This is a genomic window from Enterobacter sp. I4 (assembly GCF_022669095.1).
In the GTDB taxonomy this organism is placed as follows: Bacteria; Pseudomonadota; Gammaproteobacteria; order Enterobacterales; family Enterobacteriaceae; genus Enterobacter; species Enterobacter pasteurii.
Genome location: NZ_JALBUO010000001.1, coordinates 18,476 through 37,716 on the forward strand (window position 1 = coordinate 18,476; position 19,241 = coordinate 37,716).

19 protein-coding genes are annotated in these 19,241 nt (G+C 57.1%); 14 read left to right on the forward strand and 5 right to left on the reverse strand.

The features are described from left to right. Nucleotides 1-7 precede the first annotated feature (7 nt). The gene (rarD, locus tag MOQ06_RS00110) at nucleotides 8-904 is read right to left on the reverse strand and encodes an EamA family transporter RarD (protein WP_017694744.1); all 897 of its coding nucleotides are present in this window, start codon (nucleotides 902-904) and stop codon (nucleotides 8-10) included. Nucleotides 905-955: 51 nt separating this feature from the next. Then, nucleotides 956-1,423, reverse strand: coding sequence for an acyl-CoA thioesterase YigI (gene yigI, locus MOQ06_RS00115; protein WP_006812366.1), 468 nt, complete (start codon nucleotides 1,421-1,423; stop codon nucleotides 956-958). A gap of 160 nt (nucleotides 1,424-1,583) precedes the next feature. Between yigI and pldA the strand changes: the two genes are divergently transcribed. The 3 genes from pldA (at nucleotide 1,584) to rhtC (ending at nucleotide 5,055) form a co-directional block, all read left to right on the forward strand. Beyond that, nucleotides 1,584-2,453, forward strand: coding sequence for a phospholipase A (pldA, locus tag MOQ06_RS00120; protein ID WP_148421615.1), 870 nt, complete (start codon nucleotides 1,584-1,586; stop codon nucleotides 2,451-2,453). Nucleotides 2,454-2,543: 90 nt separating this feature from the next. After that, nucleotides 2,544-4,373 carry an ATP-dependent DNA helicase RecQ gene (recQ, locus tag MOQ06_RS00125; protein ID WP_148421613.1) on the forward strand — a complete coding sequence of 610 codons (1,830 nt, stop codon included), beginning with the start codon at nucleotides 2,544-2,546 and terminating at the stop codon, nucleotides 4,371-4,373. Nucleotides 4,374-4,434: 61 nt separating this feature from the next. Beyond that, a complete protein-coding gene (gene rhtC / locus MOQ06_RS00130) occupies nucleotides 4,435-5,055 on the forward strand; it encodes a threonine export protein RhtC (protein ID WP_148421611.1) in 621 nt (206 codons plus the stop codon). Here rhtC and rhtB read toward each other — a convergent pair. Continuing rightward, nucleotides 5,052-5,672: a homoserine/homoserine lactone efflux protein gene (gene rhtB / locus MOQ06_RS00135; RefSeq protein WP_148421609.1), complete on the reverse strand. Its 621-nt coding sequence runs from the start codon at nucleotides 5,670-5,672 to the stop codon at nucleotides 5,052-5,054. The two genes, rhtC and rhtB, sit on opposite strands and share 4 nt — an antisense overlap. A gap of 110 nt (nucleotides 5,673-5,782) precedes the next feature. Here rhtB and pldB point away from each other — a divergent pair, with 110 nt between their 5' ends. From pldB to MOQ06_RS00150, 3 genes are all read left to right on the forward strand, one after another. Beyond that, the gene (pldB, locus tag MOQ06_RS00140; protein ID WP_193355347.1) at nucleotides 5,783-6,775 is read left to right on the forward strand and encodes a lysophospholipase L2; all 993 of its coding nucleotides are present in this window, start codon (nucleotides 5,783-5,785) and stop codon (nucleotides 6,773-6,775) included. Nucleotides 6,776-6,805: 30 nt separating this feature from the next. Next, complete coding sequence (gene yigL, locus MOQ06_RS00145) at nucleotides 6,806-7,606, forward strand: sugar/pyridoxal phosphate phosphatase YigL (RefSeq protein WP_148421605.1); 801 nt, start codon at nucleotides 6,806-6,808, stop codon at nucleotides 7,604-7,606. 82 nt (nucleotides 7,607-7,688) lie between these two features. Beyond that, on the forward strand, nucleotides 7,689-8,588 hold the full coding sequence (locus MOQ06_RS00150) for a carboxylate/amino acid/amine transporter (protein WP_242169819.1): 900 nt from the start codon (nucleotides 7,689-7,691) through the stop codon (nucleotides 8,586-8,588). Here the strand turns inward: MOQ06_RS00150 and metR are convergent. Beyond that, a complete protein-coding gene (gene metR, locus MOQ06_RS00155) occupies nucleotides 8,476-9,429 on the reverse strand; it encodes an HTH-type transcriptional regulator MetR (RefSeq protein WP_063868862.1) in 954 nt (317 codons plus the stop codon). The two genes, MOQ06_RS00150 and metR, sit on opposite strands and share 113 nt — an antisense overlap. 116 nt (nucleotides 9,430-9,545) lie before the next feature. Here metR and metE point away from each other — a divergent pair, with 116 nt between their 5' ends. After that, entirely contained in the window at nucleotides 9,546-11,807 is a 2,262-nt protein-coding gene (gene metE / locus MOQ06_RS00160) for a 5-methyltetrahydropteroyltriglutamate--homocysteine S-methyltransferase (RefSeq protein ID WP_242169822.1), read from the forward strand. A 54-nt stretch (nucleotides 11,808-11,861) separates the two neighbouring features. Here metE and MOQ06_RS00165 read toward each other — a convergent pair whose 3' ends face one another. After that, entirely contained in the window at nucleotides 11,862-12,668 is an 807-nt protein-coding gene (locus MOQ06_RS00165) for a dienelactone hydrolase family protein (RefSeq protein WP_176609002.1), read from the reverse strand. Nucleotides 12,669-12,927: 259 nt separating this feature from the next. On the opposite strand from MOQ06_RS00165, the gene udp reads away from it, so the two are divergent. The 7 genes from udp (at nucleotide 12,928) to tatB (ending at nucleotide 19,241) form a co-directional block, all read left to right on the forward strand. Further along, complete coding sequence (gene udp / locus MOQ06_RS00170) at nucleotides 12,928-13,689, forward strand: uridine phosphorylase (RefSeq protein ID WP_045417628.1); 762 nt, start codon at nucleotides 12,928-12,930, stop codon at nucleotides 13,687-13,689. Between the two features lie 139 nt (nucleotides 13,690-13,828). Further along, nucleotides 13,829-15,286 (forward strand): DNA recombination protein RmuC, encoded by a 1,458-nt coding sequence (gene rmuC / locus MOQ06_RS00175; RefSeq protein ID WP_242169825.1) that lies wholly within the window; start codon nucleotides 13,829-13,831, stop codon nucleotides 15,284-15,286. 66 nt (nucleotides 15,287-15,352) lie between these two features. Further along, nucleotides 15,353-16,108 carry a bifunctional demethylmenaquinone methyltransferase/2-methoxy-6-polyprenyl-1,4-benzoquinol methylase UbiE gene (gene ubiE, locus MOQ06_RS00180; protein WP_003860790.1) on the forward strand — a complete coding sequence of 252 codons (756 nt, stop codon included), beginning with the start codon at nucleotides 15,353-15,355 and terminating at the stop codon, nucleotides 16,106-16,108. A gap of 13 nt (nucleotides 16,109-16,121) precedes the next feature. Then, the gene (gene ubiJ / locus MOQ06_RS00185) at nucleotides 16,122-16,727 is read left to right on the forward strand and encodes a ubiquinone biosynthesis protein UbiJ (RefSeq protein WP_148421595.1); all 606 of its coding nucleotides are present in this window, start codon (nucleotides 16,122-16,124) and stop codon (nucleotides 16,725-16,727) included. Next, the gene (gene ubiB, locus MOQ06_RS00190; RefSeq protein WP_148421593.1) at nucleotides 16,724-18,364 is read left to right on the forward strand and encodes a ubiquinone biosynthesis regulatory protein kinase UbiB; all 1,641 of its coding nucleotides are present in this window, start codon (nucleotides 16,724-16,726) and stop codon (nucleotides 18,362-18,364) included. The genes ubiJ and ubiB overlap by 4 nt, the downstream gene beginning before the upstream one ends. 76 nt (nucleotides 18,365-18,440) lie before the next feature. Then, nucleotides 18,441-18,695 (forward strand): Sec-independent protein translocase subunit TatA, encoded by a 255-nt coding sequence (gene tatA, locus MOQ06_RS00195; RefSeq protein WP_148421591.1) that lies wholly within the window; start codon nucleotides 18,441-18,443, stop codon nucleotides 18,693-18,695. A 3-nt stretch (nucleotides 18,696-18,698) separates the two neighbouring features. Continuing rightward, nucleotides 18,699-19,241: a Sec-independent protein translocase protein TatB gene (tatB, locus tag MOQ06_RS00200; RefSeq protein WP_148421589.1), complete on the forward strand. Its 543-nt coding sequence runs from the start codon at nucleotides 18,699-18,701 to the stop codon at nucleotides 19,239-19,241.

Consider the following 19,241-nt stretch of genomic DNA (forward strand, 5'->3'; position numbering starts at 1 on the left):
GGCAGCATTACAACCCTTTACGCACCCGGCGCTGGGTATAAATCGCATCGGCGACAAATATCGCCAGCGCCACCCAGATAAACGCGAACGTGACCATCTTATCTGCCCCCGGCACTTCGCCGTAAAACACCACTGCCAGCAGGAACATTAGCGTCGGGCCAATGTACTGGAAGAAGCCCAGCGTGGAGAGGCGAAGACGCGTTGCCGCGCCGGTGAAGCACAGTAGGGGGATCGTCGTGACCACGCCTGCGGCCATCAGCATCAGGTTCAACGACCACGGGTTGCTGCCCATGTGGCTCGTCGCGCTGTCGGCAATGCCAAACAGGTAGATCGCGGCAACCGGCAGCAGCCACAGGGTTTCAAACAGCATTCCCGTCTGCGCTTCTACGGCAATTTTCTTACGCACCAGGCCGTAAAACGCAAAGCTGAATGCCAGCCCCAGGGCGATAACCGGCAGCGAGCCGAAGGTCCATAGCTGCACCAGCACGCCGCAGAAGGCCAGAATCACGGCCACCCACTGCATGCGGCGGAACCGCTCGCCGAGGAAAATCATCCCCAGCAAAATATTCACCAGTGGATTAATAAAGTAGCCAAGGCTCGCTTCGAGCATGTGGTGGTTATTTACCGCCCAGATAAACAGCAGCCAGTTTCCGCCAATCAGCACCGCGGAGAGCGCAAGCAGGAACACCTTCTTCGGGGTTTTGAGCAGCGTTTTGACGCCTGACCACTGGCGGCTAATGCTCATCAGCGCGATCATAAAGAAAAACGACCAGATGACGCGGTGGGTGAGGATCTCGTCCGCCGGTACATAGGCGATAAGCTTGAAGTACGCTGGTGCAATACCCCAAATAAAATAAGCGGCAAGGGCGAGTAAAACGCCCTGCCGCGTCTGTTTAGCATCCATCGGGAAAATCCGTTACAAAAAAGTGAAGTAATTTTACCCGATTTTGCCGCCTCAACCCACCATATAAGTGGCGGTTGCGCTGGCGATATAAACCTGCTCTTCGTTATGCAGCTCAACGCGGGCAACGGCGACTTTATTCCCGGCGCGCAGCAGGCTGCTGGTGCAGGTAAAGCGATTTCCACGCCCCGGACGCAGGTAGTCGACGCGTAAATCGATGGTGCCCATGCGTGAAAGGCGCTGGCGCAGCTCATCTTCGTTGATGGTATCGTGGCGCGTCAGCGTGCTGCCCACGCAGACCAGCCCTGCCGCCACGTCCAGCGCAGAGGCAATAACGCCGCCGTGTAAAATGCTTTGCGCCCAGTTACCCACCATCATTGGCTGGTTATTGAAGCTCAGCTGGGCAAAGTCTTTTTCGTATCGCTCCAGCTCAAGACCGAGCGCTCGGTTGAACGGCATGTGGTACACAAAAATCTCGCCCACGAGTTTTAAGGTTTCTTCGGCAGTTAGCGTGGCTGACATGAGACGCGGCATCCTTGTTGTTAACAAAATGTTGATTTTATGCTTCAGGATTAAGGAATGCCACTTTAAGAAACGAGGTAGCGGAAGTTATCGCAGAAGTCTGTAGAATGCCCGGACAAAACTATTCATTAAATGTCACCATTTCAGGAGAACACCACCGATGCGGACGTATCTGGGTTGGTTACTGGCGGCGGTTGCGCTGCCCCTCACAGCATATGCGCAGGAAGCGACGATCAAAGAGGTGCATGATAAGCCTGCCGTTCAGGGCAGCATCATCGCCAATATGCTTCAGGAGCATGACAATCCGTTCACGCTTTACCCTTACGACACGAACTACGTGATTTACACCCAGACCAGCGATCTCAACAAAGAGGCGATAAGCTCCTATAACTGGTCTGATAATGCGCGTAAAGATGAGGTGAAGTTCCAGCTCAGCCTCGCCTTCCCGTTCTGGCGTGGGATTTTAGGGCCTAACTCGGTGCTTGGCGCGTCGTACACCCAGAAGTCCTGGTGGCAGCTCTCCAACAGCGGCGAATCTTCACCGTTCCGCGAAACCAACTATGAACCGCAGCTGTTCCTCGGTTTCGCCACCGATTATGAGTTTGCAGGCTGGACGCTGCGCGACGTTGAGGTGGGCTTCAACCATGATTCCAACGGTCGTTCCGACCCAACCTCACGCAGCTGGAACCGCGCCTATACGCGTCTGATGGCGCAGAACGGCAATTTCATGGTGGAAGTGAAGCCGTGGTATGTGGTGGGCGATACCGATGACAACCCGGATATCACCAAATACATGGGTTACTACCAGCTTAAGGTGGGCTATCAGCTGGGTGACGCGGTGCTGAGCGCCAAAGGTCAGTACAACTGGAATACCGGATACGGCGGCGCTGAGCTGGGCCTGAGCTACCCGGTAACGAAACACGTACGCCTTTATACTCAGGTATATAGCGGCTACGGCGAATCGCTGATCGACTATAACTTCAACCAGACCCGCGTCGGCGTGGGCGTGATGCTGAACGATATTTTCTAAGCTGCTCGAATGTTTTTTCGTTAAACGTTGAAGTTTCTCTCTCAGGCGCTGAAAATAGCGCCTGTTTCATTTCTGGCATATGGGGTTAACGTGGCGCAGGCGGAAGTATTGAATCAGGAATCGCTGGCTAAACAGGTTTTGCATGAAACCTTTGGCTATCAGCAGTTCCGCCCTGGCCAGGAAACCATCATTGAAACCGTGCTGGAAGGGCGCGATTGCCTGGTGGTGATGCCGACCGGCGGCGGGAAATCGCTCTGCTATCAGGTGCCCGCGCTGGTGCTTAACGGCCTGACGGTCGTGGTATCCCCGCTTATTTCCCTGATGAAAGACCAGGTCGACCAGCTGCTCGCCAACGGCGTAGCTGCCGCCTGTCTTAACTCAACCCAGACCCGCGAGCAGCAGCAAGAGGTGATGGCCGGGTGCCGTACCGGGCAGGTTCGCCTGCTGTATATTGCGCCAGAGCGCCTGATGCTGGACAACTTCCTCGATCACCTGGCGCACTGGAATCCGGTGCTGCTGGCGGTGGATGAAGCGCACTGTATCTCACAGTGGGGGCATGACTTCCGCCCCGAATATGCCGCTCTCGGCCAGCTGCGTCAGCGCTTCCCTGAGCTGCCGTTTATGGCGCTTACCGCCACGGCGGATGACACCACGCGTCTGGATATCGTTCGCCTGCTGGGGCTGAACGACCCCTACATTCAGGTCAGCAGCTTCGACCGCCCGAACATCCGCTACATGCTGATGGAAAAATTCAAGCCGCTGGACCAGCTCTTACGCTACGTGCAGGAGCAGCGCGGCAAGTCCGGCATCATCTACTGCAACAGCCGCGCGAAGGTGGAAGACACCGCCGCGCGTCTGCAAAACCGCGGCTTTAGCGCCGCGGCCTATCACGCCGGGCTGGAGAACCACATCCGCGCCGACGTGCAGGAGAAATTCCAGCGCGACGATTTGCAAATCGTGGTGGCGACGGTGGCGTTCGGCATGGGTATCAACAAGCCCAACGTCCGCTTCGTGGTGCATTTCGACATCCCGCGCAACATCGAATCTTACTATCAGGAAACCGGCCGCGCGGGGCGCGACGGCCTGCCTGCGGAAGCGATGCTGTTTTACGATCCGGCCGACATGGCGTGGCTGCGCCGCTGCCTGGAAGAGAAACCGCAGGGTCAATTGCAGGATATCGAGCGCCACAAGCTCAACGCGATGGGCGCGTTTGCCGAAGCGCAGACCTGCCGCCGCCTGGTGCTGCTCAACTACTTTGGGGAAGGGCGCCAGGAGCCGTGCGGCAACTGTGATATCTGCCTTGACCCGCCGAAGCAGTACGACGGCCTGATGGACGCGCGTAAAGCGCTCTCGACTATCGGACGCGTGAACCAGCGCTTCGGGATGGGCTACGTGGTAGAAGTGCTGCGCGGTGCCAACAACCAGCGTATCCGCGACATGGGCCACGACAAGCTGCCGGTTTACGGCATCGGTAAAGACCAGAGCCACGAGCACTGGGTGAGTATCATCCGCCAGCTGATCCACCTCGGCTTTGCCACGCAAAACATTGCCCAGCACTCTGCGCTTCAGCTAACCGAAGCCGCGCGACCGGTCCTGCGCGGTGAAGTTGAACTGAAGCTCGCCGTTCCGCGCGTCATCGCCCTGAAGCCGCGCGTGATGCAGAAATCCTACGGCGGCAACTACGACCGCAAGCTGTTCGCCAAGCTGCGCAAGCTGCGTAAAGCCATAGCTGATGAAGAGAACATCCCGCCATACGTGGTGTTCAACGACGCGACGCTGATTGAGATGGCCGAACAGATGCCCCTCAGCGCCAGCGAGATGCTCAGCGTCAACGGCGTCGGCACGCGTAAGCTGGAGCGCTTTGGTAAAGAGTTTATGGCGCTTATCCGTTCCCACGCTGATGGTGATGATGAGGAGTAGTCAGCCGGGCTAAAAAGTGCCAGGATGATGACTCACTGAATTATTTCCCCGCGAGCTAATTATGTTAATGCTATTTCTCACCGTGGCGTTAGTGCACATCGTTGCGCTGATGAGTCCTGGCCCTGACTTTTTCTTCGTGTCGCAAACGGCCGTCAGCCGCTCCCGCAAAGAGGCGATGATGGGCGTGCTCGGTATTACCATGGGCGTCATGGTCTGGGCAGCGGTTGCGCTGCTCGGTCTGAACCTGATCCTGGCGAAGATGGCGTGGCTGCATAACATCATCATGGTCGGTGGCGGTCTGTACCTGTGCTGGATGGGCTACCAGATGCTGCGCGGGGCCTTAAAGAAAGAAGCGAAAAAACCGGAAGCGCCAAAGGTAGAGCTGGCCACCGGAGGCCGTAGCTTTGTGAAAGGGCTGCTGACCAACCTGGCGAACCCGAAAGCGATCATCTACTTCGGCTCTGTGTTCTCGCTGTTTGTCGGCGACAGCGTCGGCGCAGGCGCACGCTGGGGGATATTCCTGCTGATCGTTGTTGAGACGTTTGCCTGGTTCACTATCGTTGCCAGCCTGTTCGCCTTACCGGCGATGCGCCGCGGCTACCAGCGCATCGCTAAGTGGATCGACGGCTTTGCCGGCGCGCTGTTCGCCGGCTTCGGCATTCATCTTATCCTCTCTCGCTAAGCATGACGCGCTGACGCAAGCAGCGCGCCAACCAGCATAAACAGCGAACCAAAGACTTTATTCAGGGCCTTCATCTGCTTAGGCCCTTTGATCCACGCCGCAATTCGCTGCGCCAGCGTTGCGTAACCAATCATCACGATGATGTCGACAATGATAGTGGTCGCGCCCAGCACCACGTACTGCATCACCTGGGGCTGATGCGGCACGATGAACTGCGGAAACAGGGCGGCAAGGAACACAATGCTTTTCGGATTGGTCAGATTAACGAATACCGCGCGCTTAAACAGGTGCCCGCGGGTTTGCGTCCGGGAGAGCGTGTTCAGGTCAATCGAGCCTGCCGCCCGCCACTGCTGAATACCGAGCCAAATCAGATACGCCGCACCGGCCCATTTCAGCACCTCAAAGGCCAGTACCGAACGGGAGAACAGCGTACCCAGGCCAATCCCCACCAGCACAATGTGAATGCCGAGCCCGGTCTGTAAGCCGGCAATCGACGCCACCGCACCGCGATAGCCATGGTTGATGGAGGTGGTCATGGTGTTAATTGCGCCAGAGCCAGGTGAAAGGCTGAGGATGATGGATGTCAGCAGGTAAGCGAACCACCACTCGAAGGTCATTTGAAGCTCCCGGAACGTCTGTTTTTATGCCACAATACGCTATTGTTAAGTCATTTTGTGACCGGTGACGAAAAAAACAATATTCCCTGAAAACGGGGGGTGGAAACCCGATGTTGCAGCAGAAAAAGGACTGGGAAACGCGAGAAAACGCATTTGCTGCTTTCTCCATGGGGCCGCTGACCGATTTCTGGCGCCAGCGTGAGGAAGATGAGTTTACGGGCGTCGGGGATATCCCGGTACGCTTCGTTCGTTTCCGTGATGAAAAAAATGACCGGGTGATTGTGGTCTGCCCCGGGCGTATCGAAAGCTACATCAAATATGCCGAGCTGGCGTATGACCTGTTCCATCTGGGTTTTGACGTGTTAATTATCGACCATCGCGGGCAGGGACTCTCCGGCCGGATGTTGCCGGATACCCATCGCGGCCACGTGGATAACTTCAGCGATTACGTCGACGATCTGGCCGCCTTCTGGCAGCAGGAAGTGCAGCCCGGCCCGTGGCGCAAGCGCTATATTCTGGCGCACTCCATGGGCGGCGCCATTTCTACGCTCTTTTTGCAGCGCTACGATCACCAGTGCGATGCCATTGCGCTTACCGCGCCGATGTATGGCATCGTGATACGTTTTCCGGACTGGATGGTGCGCCATCTTCTCGACTGGGCTGAGGGCCATCAGCGCATTCGCGAAGGTTACGCCATCGGAACGGGGCGCTGGCGGGCTTTGCCGTTTGCCATCAACGTCTTAACCCACAGCCGGCAGCGTTATCGCCGCAACCTGCGCTTCTATGCCGACGAGCCGCGCCTGCGCGTTGGCGGCCCCACCTGGCACTGGGTGCGGGAAGGTATTCATGCCGGTGAGCAGGTGCTGGCTGGCGTTGGCGATGATGACACGCCGACGCTCCTGATTCAGGCAGAAGAAGAGCGTGTGGTAGATAACCGCATGCACGACCGCTATTGTGAACTGCGCGCCGCCGCGGGCCACCCCTGTGAAGGGGGTAAACCGCTGGTCATCAACGGCGCGTACCATGAGATCCTTTTTGAAAAGGACGCTATGCGCTCAGTCGCGCTCAACGCCATTGTTGAATTTTTCAACAGGCATAACTGATTCTTGTTTTTACCAGAGGTTTAAATCCCTATGTACCAGGTTGTTGCATCTGATTTAGATGGCACGCTGCTTTCTCCCGACCACACCCTGTCGCCTTACGCGAAAGAGACCTTAAAACTCCTGACTGCCCGCGGCGTGAACTTTGTGTTCGCCACGGGCCGCCACCACGTGGACGTGGGGCAGATCCGCGATAACCTGGAGATCAGGTCGTACATGATCACCTCCAACGGTGCGCGCGTGCATGACACGGACGGCAACCTGATTTTCACCCACAACCTGGATCGCGATATTGCCACCGATCTGTTTGGCGTGGTGCATAACAACCCGGATATCGTTACCAACGTTTACCGCGACGACGAATGGTTTATGAACCGTCATCGTCCGGACGAAATGCGCTTCTTCAAGGAAGCGGTGTTCAGCTATTCCCTGTATGAGCCGGGTTTGCTGGATCCTGAAGGGATCAGCAAGGTGTTCTTTACCTGTGAAAGCCACGAAGCCCTGCTGCCGCTGGAGCAGGCGATTAACGCGCGCTGGGGCGACCGCGTAAACGTGAGCTTCTCCACGCTGACCTGTCTGGAAGTGATGGCGGGCGGGGTGTCCAAAGGCCATGCGCTGGAAGCGGTAGCAAAACGCCTGGGCTTTGATCTGAAAGACTGCATCGCCTTTGGCGACGGCATGAACGATGCCGAGATGCTCTCTATGGCGGGCAAAGGCTGCATCATGCAGAACGCGCACCAGCGCCTGAAGGATCTGCACCCGGAGCTGGAGGTCATCGGCACCAACGGCGACAACGCGGTACCAAAATACCTGCGCAAGCTGTTCCTTGAATAATCTTCATTCGGTTATTTATTGTTCAGATGTCAACTAAAGAGTTCGCTACAATGCCTCTCCTTCTTTCTCAGAGACAAGCATTGTGGCGCTACTCATTATCACCACTATCCTGTGGGCCTTCTCCTTTAGCCTGATTGGCGAATACCTTGCCGGATCGGTCGACAGCTACTTCTCGGTGCTGATGCGCGTAGGGCTGGCGGCGCTGGTGTTTCTGCCGTTCCTGCGCACCCGCGGGCAAACGCTGAAAACCATTCTGCTGTACATGCTGGTGGGCGCGATGCAGCTCGGCATCATGTACCTCTTCAGCTTCAGGGCTTACGTTTACCTGTCCGTCTCGGAGTTTCTGCTCTTTACCGTGCTTACGCCGCTCTATATCACGCTGATTTACGATCTGCTGAGCAAGCGCCGCCTGCGCTGGGGATATCTGCTGAGCGCCGCGCTGGCGGTGGTTGGCGCGGCGATCATTCGCTACGACAAGGTGAGCGATCACTTCTGGACCGGGCTGATGTTCGTCCAGCTCGCCAATATCAGCTTCGCCATCGGTATGGTGGGCTACAAGCGCCTGATGGAAACCCGCCCGATGCCACAGCACAACGCGTTTGCGTGGTTCTATACGGGCGCGGCGATCGTCGCGGTGGCGGCGTGGTTTCTGCTCGGCAACCCGCAAAAGCTGCCGACTACCTCCGTGCAGTGGGGAGTGCTGGTCTGGCTGGGCGTGGTGGCGTCAGGGCTGGGATATTTCATGTGGAACTACGGCGCTACGCAGGTAGACGCCGGTACGCTTGGGATCATGAACAACGTGCACGTGCCGGCGGGGCTGCTGGTGAACCTCGCCATCTGGCAGGAACAGCCGCACTGGCCGAGCTTCCTTATTGGGGGAACGGTGATCCTGGCTTCGCTGTGGGTACATCGCCGCTGGGTCGCTCCGCGCTCCGCACAAATGGAAGATGGTCGCACGCGTGGTTCCGCGCTGAGCGAATAAACGCTTCCGTAATCGGCTGACGCTGCTCGCCGTCGCGCACGGCGGCGTACAGCCGGCTCCACAGTCCTTCACCCAGGGTTTTGGTCACGACAAGACCCTGCCGTTCAACGGTCTCGACCACCCAGTGCGGCAGCGCCGCGATCCCCATTCTGGCCGCCACCATCTGGATCAGCAGCAGGGTATTGTCCACGCTTTTCAGCTGTGGGCTAATGCCAGCGGGCTGCAGGAAGTGACGCCAGATATCCAGGCGACTGCGCTGCACCGGGTAAATCAGCAGCGTTTCGCTGGCAAGATCTTCCGGCGTAATGCGCGTTTTGGCGGCCAGCGGGTGATCCGGCGCCAGCACCAGACGCACCTCAAAATCAAACATCGGCGAATAGTGCAGGCCGCTGCGCGGCAGAATGTCCGAGGTCATCACCAGATCCAGCTCGCCCTGCTGGAGCGACGGCTGCGGATCAAACGTGACGCCGGATTTGAAGTCCATCTCCACCTGCGGCCACTTCTGGCGGAAGTTCTCAAGCGCGGGGGTCAGCCACTGAATACAGCTGTGACACTCAATGGCGATGCGCAGCGTGGTCTGCTGCGGCTCGTTGCAGGACTGCAGCGCGCTGGCAATTTGCGGCAGTACCTGGTTAGCCAGCTGAAGCAGAATTTCGCCCTGCGGCGTAAAGCGCAGCGGCTGGCTCTTACGCACGAAAAGACGGAAGCCGAGGCGTTGTTCCAGATCGCTGAACTGGTGCGAAAGGGCAGACTGGGTCTGGTGCAGCGTGGCCGCTGCCGCCGCAAGAGAACCGCAGTTCCGCAACGCTTGTAGCGTTTTCAGGTGTTTAATCTCGATCATGAAAGTCCTTCACTTCGCCATGAACATTTTGCGCTTGAGGAATATACAGTACCTGCCAATTATAGAAGTGTAAACATCTGGACGTCTAAATAACGAATTTCTACAAGGGGTATGCCATGACAATCCGCAATCACACTCTCGGTTTCCCTCGCGTTGGCCTGCGTCGCGAGCTGAAAAAAGCGCAAGAAAGCTACTGGGCGGGTAATGCCACCCGTGAAGAACTGCTGGCGGTGGGGCGTGAGCTTCGTGCTCGTCACTGGGAGCAGCAAAAGCAGGCGGGCATTGACCTGCTGCCGGTGGGCGATTTTGCCTGGTACGACCATGTTCTGACGACCAGCCTGCTGCTTGGCAACGTGCCGGCTCGTCATCAGAACAACGATGGATCGGTAGATATCGATACCCTGTTCCGCATTGGCCGTGGCCGTGCGCCAACGGGTGAGCCAGCGGCGGCGGCGGAAATGACCAAATGGTTTAACACCAACTATCACTATATGGTGCCGGAGTTTGTAAAAGGCCAGCAGTTCAGGCTGACCTGGACCCAGCTTCTGGATGAAGTGGACGAAGCGCTGGCGCTGGGCCACCAGGTAAAACCGGTGCTGCTGGGGCCGGTAACGTACCTGTGGCTGGGTAAAGTGAAAGGCGAGCAGTTCGATCGTCTGAGCCTGCTGAAGGACATTCTGCCGGTCTACAAACAGGTGCTGATTGAGCTGGGCAAACGCGGCATTCAGTGGGTGCAAATCGACGAGCCGGCGCTGGTGCTCGAGCTGCCCCAGGTTTGGCTCGACGCCTTCAGGCCGGCGTATGACGCGCTCACAGGGCAGGTGAAGCTGCTGCTGACCACCTATTTCGAGGGCGTGACGCCGAACCTCGGCACCATCGCCAGATTGCCGGTGCAGGGCCTACACGTTGACCTCGTACACGGTAAAGACGATGTCTCGGAACTGCACAAGCGACTGCCCGCAGACTGGCTGCTCTCCGCTGGCCTGATTAGCGGCCGTAACGTCTGGCGCGCCGATCTGACGGAGAAATATGCGCAAATCAAAGATATCGTCGGCAAACGTGAGCTGTGGGTGGCCTCGTCCTGTTCCCTGCTGCACAGCCCGATCGACCTGAGCGTAGAGACCCGCCTGGATGCCGAGGTAAAAAGCTGGTTTGCCTTCGCCCTGCAAAAATGTGAAGAGCTGGCCCTGCTGCGCGACGCGCTGAACAGCGGCGATACGGCGGCGATTGCCGACTGGAGCGCACCGATCCAGGCACGTCGCCACTCGGCGCGCGTGCATAACCCGGCGGTGGAGAAACGTCTGGCGGCCATCACCGGCCAGGACAGCCAGCGTCAAAGCCCCTATGAAGTGCGCGCCGAAGCCCAGCGCGCCCGCTTCAACCTGCCCGCGTGGCCGACCACGACCATCGGCTCCTTCCCGCAAACGACGGAGATCCGCAGCCTGCGCCTGGACTTCAAAAAGGGCAACCTTGATGCGAACCACTACCGCACCGGTATCGCCGAACACATCAAGCAGGCGATCGTCGAGCAGGAACGCCTCGGGCTGGACGTGCTGGTACACGGCGAGGCCGAGCGTAACGACATGGTGGAATACTTTGGTGAACACCTGGACGGCTTCGTCTTTACCCAGAACGGCTGGGTGCAGAGCTACGGATCCCGCTGCGTGAAGCCGCCGGTGGTTATTGGCGACGTCAGCCGCCCCGAAGCGATCACGGTTGAGTGGGCGAAGTATGCCCAGTCGCTGACCGACAGGCCGGTAAAAGGCATGCTGACCGGGCCGGTGACGATCCTCTGCTGGTCCTTCCCGCGCGAAGACGTGACCCGCGAAACCATCGCCAAACAGATAGCGCTGGCGCTGCGGGATGAAGTAGCGGATCTGGAGGCGGCGGGCATTGGCATCATTCAGATCGACGAGCCGGCGCTGCGCGAAGGTCTGCCGCTGCGCCGCAGCGACTGGGATGCCTATTTACGGTGGGGCGTGGAAGCGTTCCGCATCAGCGCCGCCGTCGCTAAGGACGACACGCAGATCCACACCCACATGTGCTACTGCGAATTTAACGACATCATGGATTCGATTGCCGCGCTGGATGCCGACGTTATTACCATCGAGACCTCGCGTTCAGACATGGAACTGCTGGAGTCGTTTGAAGAGTTCGACTACCCGAATGAAATAGGGCCGGGCGTGTATGACATTCACTCCCCGAACGTGCCGAGCGTGGAGTGGATTGAAGCCCTGCTGCAAAAAGCGGCCCAGCGCATCCCCGCGGAACGCCTGTGGGTGAACCCGGACTGCGGCCTGAAAACCCGCGGCTGGCCGGAGACGCGCGCGGCGCTGGCGAACATGGTGAAGGCGGCGCAGAACTTGCGTCAGGGTTAAGTCATTAGTCATATCTATAGCCCGGTAAGGCGTAGCCGCCGCCGGGCTTCTGCTTTACGCTTTCTTTCCGCCGTACTGGCTGAACCACGCCAGCATTCTCTGCCAGCCATCTTTCGCGGATTCGGCGTGATAGCTCGGACGATAGTCGGCGTTAAACGCGTGTCCGGCATCCGGATACACCACAATCTCCGCCTTCGCATTCGCCGCGCGTAGGGCATGGCGCATGGTCTCGACGGTATCAAGCGGGATCCCCGTATCCTGGCCACCATACAGGCCTAATACCGGTGCATTTAAATCCGTGGCGATATCCACCGGATATTTCGGTGAGTTCAGGGTCTTTTCCCCCACCAGTTTGCCGTACCAGGCGACGGCGGCTTTGAGCTGTGGATTATGCGCGGCATACAGCCAGCTAATACGTCCACCCCAGCAGAAACCCGTTATCATCAGTCGATGCGCATCACCGCCGTTGCGCGCCGCCCAGTTGGCAACATGATCCAGATCGGCCAGCACCTGCGCATCCGGCACTTTGCTGACCAGGTTGCTGAACAGCGTCGGGATGTCGCTGTAATCGTTCGGATCGCCCTGACGGAAATAGAGCTCTGGCGCAACGGCCAGATAGCCCTCCAGCGCCAGACGGCGGCAGAGGTCGCGAATATGTTCATGAACGCCAAATATTTCCTGAACCACAATCACGATGGGCAGCGGGCCCTCGGCGGATTTTGGCCGCGCGTGGTACGCCGGCATGTTCTCTCCCTGCGAGGGAATGGAGGTCTCGCCCGCGGTAATAGCCTCTTCAGGGGTTGAGACGATGGTTGAAGCATGCGGGGCAGCAGCAGGTGCAAAACCGGTTTTTTCAGTCATGGCATTCTCCGTACCAATGAATGGATTAGCGCAAAGATAAATATAGACACCAGGTTAACAACCCACAGTGCCTCATAGCGTCTATCTTTTGTGCAGCACCCTACGTTATAACTTGTTAATGTGATGTAAATCACTATTTTGTGGAAATTAACTGCAACCATTTTCATTCATGGTGAGGTGTGTCACGAAATGATGCGTGTTGCTTCTGTAAAGTACCGTTTTACTTCTTCTGACTAACCGACCCACAGAGGAGTCACCTATGTCTAAGTCTGATGTTTTTCATCTCGGCCTCACTAAAAACGATTTACAAGGGGCTACGCTTGCTATCGTCCCCGGCGATCCTGAGCGTGTGGAAAAGATCGCCGCGCTGATGGATAAGCCGGTTAAGCTGGCAGCCCATCGCGAATTCACCACCTGGCGCGCGGAGCTGGACGGTAAAGCGGTGATCGTGTGCTCTACCGGTATTGGTGGCCCGTCTACCTCTATCGCCGTTGAAGAGCTGGCGCAGCTGGGCATTCGTACTTTCCTGCGTATTGGCACCACTGGCGCCATTCAGCCGCACATCAACGTGGGCGACGTGCTGGTGACGACGGCATCCGTCCGTCTGGACGGGGCAAGCCTGCACTTTGCGCCAATGGAGTTCCCGGCAGTGGCTGATTTCGAATGCACCACCGCGCTGGTTGAAGCGGCGAAATCCGTGGGTGCCACCACTCACGTGGGCGTCACGGCATCCTCCGACACCTTCTATCCGGGCCAGGAGCGTTACGACACCTTCTCTGGCCGCGTGGTGAGCCGTTTCAAAGGCTCAATGGAAGAGTGGCAGTCCATGGGCGTGATGAACTATGAAATGGAATCTGCAACGCTGCTGACCATGTGCGCAAGCCAGGGTCTGCGTGCCGGTATGGTGGCGGGCGTGATCGTCAACCGTACCCAGCAGGAGATCCCGAACGCCGAAACCATGAAGCAGACCGAAAGTCATGCGGTGAAAATCGTGGTTGAAGCGGCTCGCCGTCTCCTCTAATCCTCTCGTCTGAGATAAAAGGCCGACGCGTTCGGCCTTTATTTTTTGCGTAGCGCCTCGCAGGAAAACCCTTTCAAACTGGACGTTTATACAGCACAATTCTATTTTGTGCGGGTTATACGTGGATGCAGGGGGCATTGTGGATATCTCAATCCTGATTTATGCGGTAGTGGCGCTGGCGAGCGTGGGGATTGGCTGGCTCATTTCCAGCTACCAGCACGCGCAGCAGAAAGCCGAACAGCTGGCAGAGCGCGAAGAGATCGTGGCTGAACTCAGCGCGACGAAACAGCAGCTTGCGCTGAGCGACCACTGGCGCGACGAGTGCGAACTGCTCAATAACGAACTGCGTAACCTGCGTGATATCAACACCTCGCTGGAGGCCGATCTTCGCGAAGTAACCACCCGCCTCGAATCCACCCAGCTGCACGCCGAAGACAAAATCCGCCAGATGATCAACAGCGAGCAGCGCCTTAGCGAGCAGTTTGAGAACCTCGCGAACCGTATTTTTGAACACAGCAACCGCCGCGTGGATGAACAGAACCGCCAGAGCCTGAACAGCCTGCTGACGCCGCTGCGCGAACAGCTGGACGGCTTTCGCCGCCAGGTGCAGGACAGCTTCGGCCAGGAGGCACGCGAGCGCCACACGCTGGCGCATGAAATTCGCAATCTCCAGCAGCTGAATGCCCAGATGGCGCAAGAGGCGGTTAACCTGACGCGCGCCCTCAAAGGCGATAACAAAGCGCAGGGGAACTGGGGCGAAGTCGTATTAACCCGCGTGCTGGAAGCCTCTGGCCTGCGCGAGGGATACGAATATGAGACGCAGGTCAGCATCGAGACTGACGCGCGCTCGCGAATGCAGCCGGACGTGATTGTGCGTCTGCCGCAGGGCAAAGATGTGGTCATCGACGCGAAAATGACGCTGGTGGCCTATGAACGCTACTTCAACGCCGAGGATGACTACACCCGAGAATCAGCGTTGCAGGAGCATATCGCCTCCGTGCGTAACCATATTCGTCAGCTTGGCAGAAAAGACTATCAGCAGTTGCCGGGGCTGCGATCGCTGGATTACGTGCTGATGTTTATTCCGGTTGAGCCGGCCTTTCTGCTGGCGCTGGACAGACAGCCCGAACTGATAACCGAAGCGCTGAAAAATAACATTATGCTGGTCAGCCCCACCACGCTGCTGGTGGCATTACGCACCATTGCCAACCTGTGGCGCTATGAACACCAGAGCCGTAACGCGCAGCAGATTGCCGATCGCGCCAGCAAGCTGTACGACAAAATGCGGCTGTTTGTGGACGATATGTCCTCGGTGGGGCAAAGCCTGGATCGGGCGCAGGATAATTACCGTCAGGCGATGAAAAAACTCTCCTCCGGGCGCGGCAATTTGCTGGCGCAGGCGGAGGCGTTTCGCAGCCTTGGGGTGGAGGTTAAACGCGAGATTAATCCGGATCTGGTGGAGCAGGCGACCGCGCAGGACGAAGAGTTCCGCCTGCGCGAAGGCGACGCTGAGCAAAATACCCGCAATGAAGACAACGATTTAGCGGCGAGTTTATCACCAGAAGCGCAGCCGACGCGTTTCTTTCGCGGTGGTTGAAACGTAGGGCAAATGCGCCCAATCTGTTACACTTCACGAACATTTGACTGATTAGCAGGCTCTGAGATGGTTGACGATTCACAAGACACGACGCACTTTGGCTTTCAGACTGTCGCCAAAGCGCAGAAAGCTGACATGGTGGCCCACGTATTTCATTCCGTGGCGGCGAAGTACGATGTGATGAATGATTTGATGTCATTCGGCATTCATCGCTTGTGGAAACGCTTCACCATTGATTGCAGCGGCGTACGCCGTGGACAAACGGTGCTGGATTTAGCCGGAGGAACGGGCGATCTCACCGCAAAATTTTCCCGCCTGGTAGGTGAAACCGGTCGTGTGGTGCTGGCCGATATCAACGACTCCATGCTGAAAATGGGACGCGAGAAGCTGCGCAACATCGGCGTGGTAGGCAATGTTGAATACGTTCAGGCCAACGCCGAAGCGCTGCCCTTCCCGGACAATACCTTTGACTGCATCACCATCTCTTTCGGGCTGCGTAACGTGACCGATAAAGATAAAGCGCTGCGCTCTATGTACCGCGTGCTGAAGCCGGGTGGACGCCTGCTGGTGCTCGAGTTCTCCAAACCGATTATCGACCCGCTGAGCAAAGCCTACGATGCGTATTCCTTCCACGTTCTGCCACGCATTGGCGAGCTGGTGGCGAACGATGCCGAAAGTTACCGTTATCTGGCTGAATCCATCCGAATGCACCCGGATCAGGACACGCTGAAAGCGATGATGCAGGATGCAGAATTTGAAAACGTGGAGTACTTCAATATGACGGCGGGTGTCGTCGCGCTGCATCGTGGTTACAAGTTCTGAGTGGAGGTTTCCCGTGCCCATTAAACCCTTAGTCACCGCAGGCATCGAGAATGTACTGAATGCCTTTCTGTATCGCGCCCCGGCGCTCAAAACCGCACGTCAGCGGCTTAACGGAAAGGTACTGCGTATCGTTTTAAAAGAGTTCTCGACGCCGCTTGTGCTGGTCTTCAGCGAACGCCAGCTTGACGTTCTGGGTGAGTGGGAAGGCGAGGCTGACTGCTCGGTGATCACGCACATGAGCGTGTTGCCAAAACTGCGCGATCGCCAGCAGCTGACGGCGCTTATTCGCAGCGGCGAACTGGAAGTCCAGGGCGATATTCAGGTGGTACAGAACTTCGCTGCGCTTAGCGATCAGGCTGAATTCGACCCGGCGGAGCTGCTGGCGCCCTATATCGGCGATATCGCGGCTGAAGGGATAAGCAAAACGCTGCGCACGGGTTCTGCTTTTTTGCGCAAAGGTCTCCAGCGTCAACAGCGCTACGCTGCTGAGGTTCTGACCGAAGAGTGGCGTATGGCGCCGGGGCCATTGGAAGTTGCCTGGTTTGCAGAAGAGACCGCGGCAGTTGAGCGCGCAGTGGATGCGTTAACCAAACGGCTGGAAAAACTGGAGGGCAAATGACGCCTGGTGAAATTCGGCGCCTCTATTTTATCGTTCGCACCTTTTTGAGCTACGGGCTCGACGAGCTTATCCCCAGAATGCGTATCACCCTGCCGCTTCGGCTTTGGCGGCGCACGCTGTTCTGGATGCCGAATCGCCATAAGGATCAGGAGCTGGGTACACGCCTGCGTCTTGCTTTGCAGGAACTGGGTCCGGTCTGGATCAAGTTTGGTCAGATGCTCTCAACACGTCGCGACCTTTTCCCGCCGGAGATAGCCGACCAGCTCGCGCTGTTGCAGGACCGCGTCGCCCCGTTTGATGGGGAGAGGGCAAAGAAACAAATCGAGGAAGCGATGGGCAATATTCCCATCGACACCTGGTTTGATGATTTCGATATCCAGCCTCTGGCATCCGCTTCTATCGCGCAGGTTCACACCGCGCGCCTGAAGGAGAATGGCAAAGAGGTGGTCATCAAGGTGATTCGCCCGGATATCCTGCCGGTTATCAGAGCGGACATGAAGCTGATTTATCGTCTGGCTCGCTGGGTGCCGCGCCTGCTGCCGGATGGCCGCCGTCTGCGCCCGCTGGAAGTGGTACGGGAATACGAAAAAACGCTGATTGATGAGCTAAACCTGCTGCGCGAGTCGGCGAACGCCATTCAGCTGCGTCGTAACTTTGAAAACAGCCCGATGCTGTATGTTCCTGAAGTCTATTCTGACTATTGCAGCCAGAACATGATGGTGATGGAACGTATCTACGGTATTCCGGTCTCGGACGTGGTGGCGCTGGAAAAACAGGGCACCAACATGAAGCTGCTGGCCGAAAGGGGCGTGCAGGTCTTCTTTACTCAGGTTTTCCGCGACAGCTTCTTCCATGCGGATATGCATCCTGGCAACATTTTTGTCAGCTATGAGCACCCGGAAGATCCGCAATATATTGGCATCGACTGCGGTATTGTCGGCTCGCTGAACAAAGAGGATAAGCGTTATCTCGCCGAGAACTTTATCGCGTTCTTCAACCGCGACTACCGTAAGGTGGCCGAACTGCACGTAGATTCAGGCTGGGTTCCGCCAGATACCAACGTGGAAGAGTTCGAGTTTGCGATCCGCACCGTCTGCGAGCCGATTTTTGAAAAGCCTCTGTCGGAGATCTCGTTCGGACACGTTCTGCTCAACCTGTTCAACACCGCGCGCCGTTTCAATATGGAAGTGCAGCCTCAATTAGTTTTACTTCAGAAAACATTACTTTACGTTGAGGGCGTAGGCCGCCAGCTCTATCCTCAGTTAGACTTGTGGAAAACCGCTAAACCCTTCCTCGAATCCTGGATTAAGGATCAGGTCGGTATTCCAGCGCTGGTTCGCTCGCTTAAGGAGAAAGGCCCGTTCTGGATTGAAAAAATGCCTGAAATTCCTGAGCTGGTTTACGACAGTTTGCGTCAGAGCAAGAACCTTCAGCACAGCATGGATAAAATCGCGCACGAGCTTCAATCCAGCCGCGTGCGTCAGGGGCAGTCTCGCTATCTCTTCGGAATTGGCGCGACGCTGCTGATAAGCGGCACGTTGCTATTGATCAATCGCCCGGACTGGGAAATGATGCCTGCGTGGATTATGGCTGCCGGTGTTGTTGTCTGGCTTGCTGGCTGGCGAAAAACGCGCTGAATTAGCGTCGCTATTGATGGGTTGCATACGTATAATGCGATCTGACTAATTAATCATCTATCACTGGGGAACACGCATGGGTGGTATCAGTATCTGGCAGTTAGTGATCATTGCCGTCATCGTTGTGCTGCTGTTTGGCACGAAAAAACTCGGGTCCATTGGTTCCGACCTTGGCGCGTCAATCAAAGGCTTTAAGAAAGCCATGAGCGATGACGAGAATAAGCAGGATAAAACCGGTCAGGATGCTGATTTCACTGCTAAGTCCATCGCCGACAAGCAAGATGAAGCCAAAAAGGACGATGCTAAACGTCACGATAAAGAGCAGGTGTAATTCGTGTTCGACATTGGTTTTGGTGAGTTACTGCTGGTATTTGTGATTGGTCTGATCGTGTTGGGGCCGCAGCGCTTGCCCGTTGCGGTGAAAACCGTGGTGGGCTGGGTGCGTGCGCTTCGCTCGCTGGCAACGACCGTGCAGAACGAGCTGGCGCAGGAGCTTAAGCTTCAGGAATTTCAGGACAGCCTGAAAAAGGTTGAAAAGGCGAGCATGGACAACCTGACGCCGGAGCTGAAAGCGTCGATGGATGAACTGCGTGAAGCAGCCGAATCCATGAAGCGCTCATACAGCATTAACGATCCTGAAAAGGCGAGCGACGAAGCTAACACCATCCATAACCCGGTGGTGAAGGGCAGCGAGGAGCAGCGCGAGGGGGTAACGCCTTCCAGCGCGGAGCATCAGGCTGCTTCGCCAGAGCAATCGCCGCAGGAGCCTGAAGTGAAAAAGCAGGTGCCGTCAGAAGAGCCCGTGGTGAAAGCGGCTGAAGTAAAACCTGCCGCACCCGTTTCCGAATCATCCCCTTCCTCAAGTGATAAAGCGTAA